Source organism: Mycobacteriales bacterium (genome assembly GCA_035995165.1).
Taxonomy (GTDB): domain Bacteria; phylum Actinomycetota; class Actinomycetes; order Mycobacteriales; family CADCTP01; genus CADCTP01.
In genome coordinates this window covers 18,152-28,714 of sequence record DASYKU010000063.1, presented here as the reverse complement: position 1 = coordinate 28,714, position 10,563 = coordinate 18,152, and the positions used below count along the sequence as shown (strand labels likewise).

Here is a 10,563-nt window from a genome sequence, read left to right as displayed (position 1 = left end):
GGCCAGGATGCCCGAGTAATTCGAGCCGTTCGGGAAGAACAGGTGCGGGAAGACGAGCGCCGCGATCGTGCCGTAGAGGAAGAAGTCGTACCACTCGATCGTGGTGCCGATGGTGCTGGCGATGACGGCGCGGCGGCGTTGGCCCTGAATCACAGGGTCCGGGGCCACCGACGGGGATTGGGACATCGTGCTGCCTCCCGAAAGGGCTGATCCCCCGTACACCTGGATGCCGCCGGACGGCCATCCGGGGCGGGATGGCGTCATGTGACGCGCGACATGGGTGATCGTACCGCCGAAGACCTGGTTGACGCAGCAACCGCGCTAGGCCTGGCGTGGCGTACGGACCAGGGCTTTTGGGCGAGCCGAAGGGCTCCGTTCACCCGATCGGGGGGTTCTCCGGAAACGCCCGGCCACAGAGCGCGTACGGAAGGCCCGTCGGCCCAGGTCAGAGGGCACAGGCACGGTCTGCGACCGGCTGTAACGGTTACGTGGGGCTTGATCCTTACGCGGTTGTCCGTACTGTCCGCGGGAGCTTGCCCACCGGAAGGACCGTTGATGCGCGTCTCCCCCAGTAGTCGCTGGGTCGTCCTCCCCACGGTGCTCGCCGCCGCCGTCGTGGCGACGGGAGTGGCCTGGGTCGGTTCGTCCGCCGGCGGCAGCTCGGGCGGGGACCAGGCGCTGACCAGCGTGGCCCGGCCGGTGGCCCCGGCCGCCACCGCCGACCCGACGGGGTCCGCGGCGCCCCGGCCTTCCACCGCGTCGCGGGACAAGCGGCAGGCGGTCGTCCCGCCGGCGATCCGGTTCCAGCCGGCGCCGCGGCCGCCGCGCAAGCCCCTCCCTCCCCGGCCGACCCGCTCGATGCCGTCCTCGTCCGCGCCCTCGATGCCCTCGGCTCCGGGCAGCCCGCCGTCGGCCCCGACCACGGCGCCGGGCTCGGGCGGTGTCACGGCCCAGGTCGTCGCGCTGACCAACGCCGAGCGGGCCAAGGTCGGCTGTGGCGCGCTCACCGTGAACGGCACGCTGACCGCGGTCGCCCAGGCGCACAGCCAGGACATGGGCGACCACAACTACTTCGACCACAACTCGCAGGACGGGAAGTCGCCGTTCGACCGGATGACCGCGGCCGGCTACCGGTTCTCCACCGCCGCGGAGAACATCGCGGCCGGGCAGCGCACCCCGCAGGACGTCATGACCTCGTGGATGAACAGCCCCGGGCACAAGGCCAACATCCTCAACTGCGCGCTGCACCAGATCGGCGTCGGCTACGCCACCGTGTCCGGCTCCCAGTACGGCGTGTACTGGACGCAGGACTTCGGCACCCCGCTCTAGCCCTCAGCTCGACGACACCAGGCCGGTCAGCACGCCGCGGGCGATCGCGGTGGCATTGATCCGGGCCACGACGTCCGCTGTGGACTGTCCACTCGGGTGGGCCGGCAGCGCGTACACGGTGAAGAGGTAGTGGTGGGTGCCGCTGGGCGGGCAGGGCGGCGTCCAGCCCGGCCGGCCGGCGCTGTTGTCGCCCTCGGTCGCCCCGGCCGGCGGCTGGTCCCCGGCCAGCGAGCCGTCCTTGGGCGGCAGGTCGTAGAGCACCCAGTGGGTGAACCCGTCCGAGCCGGCGTCCGGGTCGAAGACGACCAGGGCGATCGACGCGGCGTCCGCCGGGACGCCGGTCCAGGACAGCGCCGGGGCCGCGCCGCCGCCCTTGCAGGTGTAGTCGCGCGGGATCGGCTGGTTGTCGGCGAACACGGAGCTGGTCACGGTGATGGTCTTCGGGGCGGCGTCGACCGGGGCCGGGGTGTCGCTGCCGGTGCCGCCGCCGCTGCCGCAGCCGGCCACGAGCAGCGCACCGGCCAGCACCCACCATCCGGTCCGCACGGGGCAACTCTGCCGTCGCCGCCGGGATCTGTCACCGGTCGCCGCTAGTTTGCGGCCATGTCGCAACACCGGCTGGACCGGACCGAGGCCCGCCGGATCGCCGTCCGGGCCCAGCTGCTGGACGCGGACCGGCCGGCCGACCTGCTGACCGTGGTGACCCGGCTGACCCTGCTGCAGCTGGATCCGACGGCCGCGATCGCGCCGAACGCGGACCTGGTCGCCTGGGGCCGGCTCGGCCGGACGTACCGGCCGGCGCAGCTGCAGCAGGCGCTGGACGACCGGCAGCTGTTCGAGCACCGGGCGATGATCCGCCCGATGGCCGACCTCCGGCTCTACCGGGCCGACATGGCCGCCTGGGCCGGCGACCAGCGGCACCGGGACTGGCTGCAGGCCAACGCGTCATTCCATCAGCGGGTGCTGGACCAGCTGCGCGCGGACGGGCCGCTGCTGTCCCGGGAGGTGCCGGACCGCTGCGCCGTGCCCTGGCCGTCGACCGGCTGGACCAACAACCGCAACGTCACCAAGATGCTGGAGATCCTCGCCGCCCGGGGCGAGATCGCGATCTCCGGACGGCAGGGCCGGCAGCGGTTCTGGGACCTGGCCGAGCGGGTCTATCCGCTGGACCAGCCCGTGCTGCCGCTGGCGGAAGCCCTGCGGGAGCGGGACGAACGGCGGCTGCAGGCGCTGGGCGTCGCCCGGTCCACGATGGTGGGCGAGGCCGGCGAGCCGGCCGAGGTCGAGGGCACCGCCGGGCTCTGGCGGGTCGACCCGGCCGCGGTCGGCTCGCCGTTGCGGGGCCGGACCGCGCTGCTGTCGCCGTTCGACCGGCTGGTGCACGACCGCAAGCGGGCGCTGGAGCTCTTCGGCTTCGACTACCACCTCGAGATGTACGTGCCCAAGCCCCTACGGCGCTGGGGCTACTTCGCGCTGCCGGTGCTGTACCGGGACCGGCTGGTGGGCAAGCTGGACGCCACCGCCGACCGCAAGGCCGGGGTGCTGCGGGTGGACGCGATCCACGAGGACGTCCCGTTCAGCGCGGCCACGACGGCGGCCGTCCGGGCCGAGATCGACCGGCTCGCCGGCTGGCTCGGCCTGCCGGTCACGTACGCCTGACGATCAGGCGAGCGGGTGGGCGAGGTTGAGGCGGTCGTCGGAGCCGGTCCAGCCCAGCACCAGCTCGTCCCGGAAGACGACCAGCTCGGGCCGGACGACGGTCTTGGCCTCGGGCCGCCGGACCGGCGCGGTCGGTCCGGCGCCGGTGAGCCGGACCAGGTTCACCACCCGGTCCGACCCGGCCCAGGCCACCACGACCTCGCCCCCGGTGGCCGCATAGCGCGACCGTCAGCCGGTCCCCGACCGCGGCCAGCGCGGGCGCCAGCGGCACCGTCCGTAGCGAGTCCGAGGAGTCCCGCGTCTGCCGGAACGCCTTGTCGTCCAGCCGCCGCCGGTGCGCCAGCGTCCGCCCGTCCGCCGACGCGCCGAGGTTGAGCCGGTAGTCCCGCCCGGTCCAGGCCACGTGCAGCTGGTCCCGCCAGACCGCCAGCGCGCAGCCGGCCCCGACTTCTCCGCCAGCGTGACGACCTGCACCCGCGCAGACTATTCGTCAGGCCACAGGCCTGGCACCGTCGTCGACCAAGGACTCCTGCTCGATCGCGGGCCGGTGCCGGCCGCGCAACGCCAGCACGGTGAGGATCGCGGCCACCAGCGCGGCGCAGCCGCAGGCGGCGAAGCCGACCTCGTACCCCTGGCCGAGCGCGGACATCGCGACCTCGTGCGCGGCCGACCCGGGTTCGCCCGGCAGCAGGCCGTTGACCGCGAGCGGGCCGCCGGCCTTCGCGACGGCCTGGGCCGCGGCGGCCTGGTCCGCGGGCAGGTTCGCGCCGGGGAGCTTCGCGCCGAAGCTGCCGGCCGCCCGGCTCAGCGCGATCGCCCCCACCACCGCGGGGCCGAGGGTGAAGCCGAAGTCGCGCAGCAGGTTCGTCGTCGCGCTGGCCATGCCCGCGTAGTGCAGCGGCACGGTGTTGATCGAGGCGGCCGTGATCGAGCTGACCGCGAGCGCGAAGCCGATCCCGACCAGCCCGATCGGCACCACGAGCGAGGTCAGCGTCAGGTCGTCCACGTCCAGCCGCAGGGCCAGGAACTGCCCGATCGCCATGATCGCGAAGCCGGACCCCAGCAGCCAGCGCGGGTTCACCCGCTCCAGCAGCCGGGAGATCAGCGGGATCAGCACGAACGCCGGCCCCTGCAGCAGCAGGAACGGCACCGAGGTCCGCAGCGGGCTCTGGTGCTGGATCGGCCCGAGCCGGATGCTCACCGCGTAGGCGGTGCCGAGGAACGCGAACATGCCGATGACCGCGACGATCGAGGCCACCGCGAAGGCCGGCGTACGGAACAGGTCCAGCCGCAGCAGCGGCGAGCGGGACCGCAGCTCGGCGCCGACGAACAAACCCAGGAAGAGCGCGGCGACGACGAAGCCGAGCACGATCCGCGGGTCGCCCCAGCCGTCGGTCGGGCCCTGGATCACCGCGTACAGCAGGACGATGAGGCCGACGGCGAGGGTGATCTGGCCGCCCCAGTCCAGCGACCGGCCGGCCGGCGCGCTGGAGTCGCGGGCCAGCAGCAGGCTGAGCCCGACCGAGACCGCGGCCAGGATCGCGACCACGACGAACGACCAGCGCCAGGAGCCGTAGTTGCCGGTGATGCCGCCGAGGACCGGCGCGATGAAGCCGCCGGCGGACAGGAACCCGGCCCAGACCGCGATGGCCCGGGACCGGTCGCGCGGGGTGTGCGTACCGGCCGCGACCATCGCCAGCGAGGTCGGGAACAGCGCGCCCGCGCCGAGACCGGCCAGGGCCTGCCCGACCCAGAGCGTCTGCACGTTCGGGGCCGAGGCTGCGACGGCCTCGCCGACCAGCAGCAGGCAGCCCCCGCCGACCAGCAGGCGCTTGCGGCCGTAGAGGTCGCCGAGCACGCCGAAGGTCAGCTCCAGCACGACGACCGGCAGCAGGAACGCGTCCGAGATCCAGGTCAGCTGGGAGCCGACGGGATGGAAGTGCTCCTGGAACAGGCCGTTGAGCGTCGCCGGGATCGCGATGCCGATCTGGCCGACCATCACCGCGTAACAGGAGGCGATCAGCGTTCCGACGGTGAGGGTTCGCGGCGCGTGCGCGGTCGAGGAATGCATACGGCTCCTACCCGGTACGCCCCCCGCGCCTGCACGCTAGCTCCGGTGGCGGCAGCCGTCGATCATCGCACCGATGGTATTACCTAACTATGGTCATTCCTTTGTCGAGGGCTGAGGAATCCAGCCCAGCGCGGGGCCGAGGTGGGTGGCGATGTCGGTGAGGATCTGCACGTAGTCCTCCTCGGCGAAGCTGAACGGAAGCGCGAACGCGACCTCGGTGACCTCGCGGAAACCGGCGTGGCCGTACAGGGCCTCGGCGATCTCGGCCGAGCTGCCGACCAGGTCGCGGGCGAACATCATCCGGCCCGGGCCCTGCGGGGTCGCGGTCCGGGGCGTCCGGCCCGCCACGTACGCCGCGTACTTGGCCTTCTGCTCGGCGGTCGCGCTGTCGGTCGGGATGACGACCAGGCCCTGCGAGACCCGGGCCTTGTCCCCGTCGGGATGGGCGGCCCGGAACGCCCGCACGTGCGAACGCTGGATCCCCGCGAAGTCCTCGGATTCCTCCGCCCGGACGACGCTGCTGGTGAGGAAGTTCATGCCGTGCTCGCCGGCCCAGGTGGCCGAGCGGAGGCTGGCACCGCCGTACCAGAGCCGGCCGCGCAGGCCGGGCGAGTGCGGCTGGACCCGGTCGGAGAACTCCTCGATTCCCCGGGTGCCGGAGAACCCGCTCGCCGTCTCGCCGGCGACGAACCGCAGCAGCCGCAACACCCGCTCGTAGCTGAAGTCCTCGACGCCGGCGGTGTCCGGGTAGAGCGACGCCTTCACGTCGTCCCAGTGCATCGGCGGCCCCACGCTCACGCCCGGGTTGAGCCGGCCGCCGGAGAGGAGGTCGACGGTGGCGAGGTCCTCGGCCAGCCGCAGCGGGTTCTCCCAGCCCAGCGGGATCACCGCGGTGCCGAGCTCGATCCGGCGGGTGCGCTGGGTCGCGGCGGCCAGCACGGCGACCGGGGAGGAGATGCCGTACTGCAGGTGCCGGTGCCGGACCCAGGCGCTGTCGAAGCCGAGCCGCTCGCCCAGCTCGATGACCCGCAGCGTGGTCTCGTGCCCGGCAGCCGGGTCGGCGGCGTCGAACAGGCCGATGGTCAGGAAGCCGAGCTTCGCCAGCGCTGTCCCGGGTGCCGGCATCAGCCGCTCCTCCGCGTAGGAAACCTGCAGGTCGGCCCGAGCCTCGTACGAGGTCCCGGGTGGCGTCCAGCGGGCGCGCTGACGCGCGGCCCGCCGATCCATTACGCGAAATCGGAAGAATTTTGGGCAGCCGACCGGTGGCGCCGGGTGCCGGGTTTATCGAGTTTTGCGGTCCCCCGCCCCGGGTAATTCGGCGGAGAAAGCGACTCCCCCCAAGGCGCTTCTCTCCATTCGCTAGGAGCGATCATGAACACTGGCGTACTGATCGCGATTATCGTCATCGTGGTGGTGATCGTGGCGCTGGCCGTCGTGCTGGCGCAACGAAAGCGGACGCAGGGCCTGCGCGACCAGTTCGGGCCCGAGTACGAGCGCACGCTGGCCCGGTCCGGCGACCGCAAGTCCGCCGAGTCCGACCTGGCCGACCGCCGGCACCGCCGGCAGGAGCTCGACATCGTCGAGCTCGACCCGGCCGCGCAGGCGCAGTACCAGCAGGAGTGGCGGACGACCCAGGCCAAGTTCGTCGACGACCCGACCGGGGCGACCCGGGAGGCCGACGTGCTGGTGACGCGGGTCATGAAGGACCGCGGCTACCCGGTCGAGGACGACTTCGACCGGCAGGCGGCCGACGTCTCGGTCGACCACCCGGACGTCGCCGAGAACTACCGCGCCGCGCACGCGCTTCATCGCGCGAACGAGCAGGGGCTGGCCAGCACCGACGACCTCCGGCAGGCGTTCGTGCACTACCGCTCGCTGTTCTCGCAGCTGTTGGACGTCGACGGAGACGATCGCAAGAAGGAGGCCCACCAGTGAACGACCGACGTGAGGACCTGAGCACGGCCGACCTGGCCGGGCAGCACCCGGCCGACACGGCCCCGGACGACGACCGCGACAGCTCGTACGGGGACCGGGCGGACGACTCGACGGACGGCGGGTTCGGCGACCGGGTCGTCGACTCCCAGGACCGGCTCGGCACCGACGCCGGAGCCCGGGACGGTGCCGCGGGCGACTTCGGCGACCGGGACACGGTCGACACGGACCGCGGCGGCCTCGGCGACCGCGACCACGACGGCGACGGCGACGGCGACCGCGACGGCTTCGGGGACCGCGACGCGGTGGACCGGGACCCGGCCGCGTTCGACGACCGGACCGGCGCCACCAGCGTCGACCCGGACGGCGTGCGCGCCGACGACAGCCCGGCCGGCGTCGTCCCCGACGCGGCCGCGACCCCGGCTCCGACCGGCGTCCCGGCGGACACCGGCCCGGTGGCCGCCACCGGCACGGCCGCGAGCACCGGTACGGCCGCGAGCACCGGTACGGCCGCGAGCACGACCAGCGCGGGGACGACCGGCGCCGGCGGGAAGACCGAGGCCGGCCCGCTGCTGCCGGCCGACCAGACCGAGGGCTACCGGGCCCGCTGGACGGACGTCCAGACCGGGTTCGTGGACGAGCCCCGCAACGCGGTCGAGCAGGCCGACAGCCTGGTCGCCGAGCTCATGCAGCACCTGGCCAAGACGTTCGCCGACGAGCGTGGCCGGCTCGAGGGCCAGTGGGACCGCGGCGACGACGTGCCGACCGACGACCTGCGGACGGCATTCCAGCGGTACCGGTCGTTCTTCGAGCGGCTGCTCGCGACCTGACCGGAATAACTGCACGGGAGCAATTACGCCCTGTTGCCGCTGCCTTTCCCCGGGTGGAGGCAACAGGGTTTTCCGCTGGGCAATTGGACTTTTGCCAATCGGCCGAATCTTACGGGGAGCTGACGACGGCCGCAGCGATTGAGCCGTCCAGCAGGTCTGCTCCGTAGTCTCGGTACGTGAGTGACGCCAGCCGCCCCCGCACGGCCCGTGGATCCGAGGACGCACTGTGATCACGCTCGCGCTGATCGGTCTCGTGGGCGGGTTGATCACCGGGATCTCGCCCTGCGTGCTGCCGGTGCTGCCGGTGATCTTCCTGTCCGGCGGCGCCCAGGGCGCCCGGCAGGAGACCGCGGCCGAGCAGAAGGCGGCCCGCAGGGCCCGGCAGAGGGTGCTCGCCGGCGGTGCGTTGCCGCCACCGGAGGGACCGCCGCCGACCGAGGCGGACCAGCGCCGGCCGTACCTGGTGGTGGCCGGGCTGGCGCTGAGCTTCGCGTTGTTCACGCTGCTGGGCACGCTGATCCTGCGGGCGCTGCCGCTGCCGCAGGACATCATCCGCTGGGCCGGGCTGGTGCTGCTGGTGCTGCTCGGCATCGGGATGATCGTGCCGCGGGTCGAGCAGGTGCTGGAGCGGCCGTTCGCGCGGATCCCGCGCCGGGCCAACGGCACCGACCGCGGCTCGTTCGTGCTCGGCCTCGCCCTCGGTGCGGTCTACGTGCCCTGCGCGGGCCCGGTGCTGGCCGCGATCACGGTGGCCGGCGCGACCGGCCGGATCGGCGGCGGCACGGTCGTGCTCACGATCGCGTTCGCGGTCGGGACGGCGCTGCCGCTGCTGGGTTTCGCGCTGGCCGGGCGGCAGCTGGCCGAGCGGCTGCGGACGTTCCGGCGGCACCAGACCCGGATCCGGATGGTCGCGGGCGTCGTGGTCATCGGCCTCGCGGTCGCGCTGACGTTCAACGTGACCGACGCGATCCAGCGCGCGGTGCCGGACTACACCGCCGCGCTGAACAAGGACCTGCACACCGGCGACACGTCCAAGGCGCTCGGCTCCTCCGGCAGCGGGGCCGACCTCGGCGCCTGCGAGGGCGACCCGGACGCGGCGCCGGCCCTGCACAGCTGCGGCACCGCGCCGCCCCTGGCCGGCATCTCGACCTGGCTGAACACCCCGAACGGCAGCGGGCTGGACCTCGCCGCGCTCAAGGGGAAGGTCGTGCTGGTCGACTTCTGGGCGTACTCCTGCATCAACTGCCAGCGGGCGATCGCGCACGTGAATGCCTGGTACTCGGCGTACAAGTCGGACGGGTTCGTGGTGATCGGCGTGCACACCCCGGAGTACGCGTTCGAGCACGTGCCGGGGAACGTCGCGGCCGGGGCGAAGCGGCTCGGCATCCAGTACCCGGTCGCGCTCGACAACGACTACGGGACCTGGAACAACTACTCGAACGAGTCCTGGCCGGCCGACTACCTCATCGACTCCACCGGGACGGTCCGGTTCGCCTCCGCGGGCGAGGGACAGTATCCGGAGACCGAGGGGCTGATCCGGCAGCTGCTCAGCAGCGCCTCGCCGGGAAGGACGCTGCCGAAGGCGACCCAGGTCCCGGACAACACGCCGACCTCGAACATGTCGCCGGAGACGTACCTGGGCTCGGCCCGGGCCCAGTACTACCAGGGCGACCAGCTCGGCAACGGGACCAAGTCCTTCAGCTACCCGCAGAACGTCCAGCTCGGCTACTTCGCGCTCACCGGCACCTGGGCCGTCGACGACGAGTCGATCACCGCCAGGAACGACGCCGGGATCGCGCTGAACTTCCTCGCCGAGGACATCTACCTGGACGTGAGCGGGACCGGCACGCTGACCGTCACCGTGGACGGGAAGACGACCACGTACCAGGTCTCCGGAGCGCCGAACATCTACCCGGTCCTGCATCGCGACACCCAGGAGACCGGCGTCATCAAGATCGCCCTCTCCCCCGGGATCAGCGCTTATTCGTTCACGTTCGGCTGACCCGCGGGCCTACCGTCGGCGGCACGGGCAGGGCCAACGCCGAGCGGGCGGCGGCGGCCACCGCGGCCGGCTACCGGGTCCGGCCGCCCCGGGCCGCCGACGCGGCCGAGCTCGGCCGGGTGCACCTCGCGGTCTGGCAGGAGGCGTACGGCGGGCTGGTCGACGCCGGCCACCTCGACTCGCGCAGTGCGCAGGACAGCGTCCGGCTCTGGGAGGACATCCTGGCCGGGACGGCGCCGCCGGCGCTGCGGCTGGTCGGGCTGGCGCCGGACGGCGCGACCGTCGGCTTCGCCGCGACCGGGCCGAGCCGGGACGAGGAGCCGGCCGTGCCGAACGAGCTCCACGCGATCGACATCCTCGCCGCCCACCACGGGACAGGCCCGGCCGACCTGCTCCTGCTGGAGTCGATCGGCGACCGGCCGCAGATGCTCTGGGTGCTCGCCGGCAACGGGCGGGCCAAGGCCCGTTGCCGGCGGCACCCGGTTCGCGGCGGCCGGGGCGCTCCAGCACGACGACCTCTTCGACGCCGACCTCGAGCTCATGGCCCGCGTCTAGCAAGGACGACCCCCGTGGGGCGGCGACCCCCCGCAAGCCGTCCCCGGAAGCCCGTCCCCACTTCCGGCAACGGCGTCGCCGCCCCTCGCCGAGCGCCGGGTTCTCCCGGTCTCCGCGAGCAGGTACAGCAGACCTCATCCGCGGGCCGCGGCCCACCCCCGGATCCGGGGGTGGGCCCCGGGTGA

General features: G+C 73.2%; 10 protein-coding genes. 5 read left to right on the top strand and 5 right to left on the bottom strand.

The annotated features are described in order from the left end of the window. Positions 1 to 555: 555 nt before the first annotated feature. Positions 556 to 1,329, top strand: coding sequence for a CAP domain-containing protein (locus tag VGP36_10665; protein HEV7655172.1), 774 nt, complete (start codon positions 556 to 558; stop codon positions 1,327 to 1,329). Between the two features lie 3 nt (positions 1,330 to 1,332). Here the strand turns inward: VGP36_10665 and VGP36_10660 are convergent, their stop codons facing one another. Further along, entirely contained in the window at positions 1,333 to 1,875 is a 543-nt protein-coding gene (locus VGP36_10660; protein HEV7655171.1) for a YbhB/YbcL family Raf kinase inhibitor-like protein, read from the bottom strand. 57 nt (positions 1,876 to 1,932) lie between these two features. On the opposite strand from VGP36_10660, the gene VGP36_10655 reads away from it, so the two are divergent. Continuing rightward, complete coding sequence (locus VGP36_10655; protein HEV7655170.1) at positions 1,933 to 2,988, top strand: crosslink repair DNA glycosylase YcaQ family protein; 1,056 nt, start codon at positions 1,933 to 1,935, stop codon at positions 2,986 to 2,988. Between the two features lie 3 nt (positions 2,989 to 2,991). Here the strand turns inward: VGP36_10655 and VGP36_10650 are convergent, their stop codons facing one another. From VGP36_10650 to VGP36_10640, 3 genes are all read right to left on the bottom strand, one after another. Beyond that, complete coding sequence (locus tag VGP36_10650) at positions 2,992 to 3,183, bottom strand: hypothetical protein (GenBank protein ID HEV7655169.1); 192 nt, start codon at positions 3,181 to 3,183, stop codon at positions 2,992 to 2,994. 295 nt (positions 3,184 to 3,478) lie between these two features. Next, a complete protein-coding gene (locus VGP36_10645) occupies positions 3,479 to 5,059 on the bottom strand; it encodes an MFS transporter (protein ID HEV7655168.1) in 1,581 nt (526 codons plus the stop codon). Between the two features lie 93 nt (positions 5,060 to 5,152). After that, a complete protein-coding gene (locus VGP36_10640) occupies positions 5,153 to 6,184 on the bottom strand; it encodes an LLM class flavin-dependent oxidoreductase (GenBank protein HEV7655167.1) in 1,032 nt (343 codons plus the stop codon). A 246-nt stretch (positions 6,185 to 6,430) separates the two neighbouring features. Between VGP36_10640 and VGP36_10635 the strand changes: the two genes are divergently transcribed. From VGP36_10635 to VGP36_10625, 3 genes are all read left to right on the top strand, one after another. Continuing rightward, positions 6,431 to 6,994 carry a hypothetical protein gene (locus VGP36_10635; protein ID HEV7655166.1) on the top strand — a complete coding sequence of 188 codons (564 nt, stop codon included), beginning with the start codon at positions 6,431 to 6,433 and terminating at the stop codon, positions 6,992 to 6,994. After that, the gene (locus VGP36_10630; GenBank protein ID HEV7655165.1) at positions 6,991 to 7,821 is read left to right on the top strand and encodes a hypothetical protein; all 831 of its coding nucleotides are present in this window, start codon (positions 6,991 to 6,993) and stop codon (positions 7,819 to 7,821) included. Before VGP36_10635 ends, VGP36_10630 begins: the two co-directional genes overlap by 4 nt. Before the next feature lie 226 nt (positions 7,822 to 8,047). Beyond that, positions 8,048 to 9,823: a cytochrome c biogenesis protein CcdA gene (locus tag VGP36_10625; protein ID HEV7655164.1), complete on the top strand. Its 1,776-nt coding sequence runs from the start codon at positions 8,048 to 8,050 to the stop codon at positions 9,821 to 9,823. Between the two features lie 70 nt (positions 9,824 to 9,893). On the opposite strand, the gene VGP36_10620 is transcribed toward VGP36_10625, so the two are convergent. Then, positions 9,894 to 10,178, bottom strand: a complete 285-nt coding sequence (locus VGP36_10620) for a hypothetical protein (GenBank protein HEV7655163.1) — start codon at positions 10,176 to 10,178, stop codon at positions 9,894 to 9,896. Positions 10,179 to 10,563 lie beyond the last annotated feature (385 nt).

What these genes read in the sequence shown, in the direction of transcription:
- VGP36_10620 (HEV7655163.1), bottom strand. Translation starts at nt 10,178, where the DNA reads ATGTCGATCGCGTGGAGCTCGTTCGGCACGGCCGGCTCCTCGTCCCGG.
- VGP36_10645 (HEV7655168.1), bottom strand. Translation starts at nt 5,059, where the DNA reads ATGCATTCCTCGACCGCGCACGCGCCGCGAACCCTCACCGTCGGAACG.
- VGP36_10665 (HEV7655172.1), top strand. Translation starts at nt 556, where the DNA reads ATGCGCGTCTCCCCCAGTAGTCGCTGGGTCGTCCTCCCCACGGTGCTC.
- VGP36_10635 (HEV7655166.1), top strand. Translation starts at nt 6,431, where the DNA reads ATGAACACTGGCGTACTGATCGCGATTATCGTCATCGTGGTGGTGATC.
- VGP36_10655 (HEV7655170.1), top strand. Translation starts at nt 1,933, where the DNA reads ATGTCGCAACACCGGCTGGACCGGACCGAGGCCCGCCGGATCGCCGTC.
- VGP36_10640 (HEV7655167.1), bottom strand. Translation starts at nt 6,184, where the DNA reads ATGCCGGCACCCGGGACAGCGCTGGCGAAGCTCGGCTTCCTGACCATC.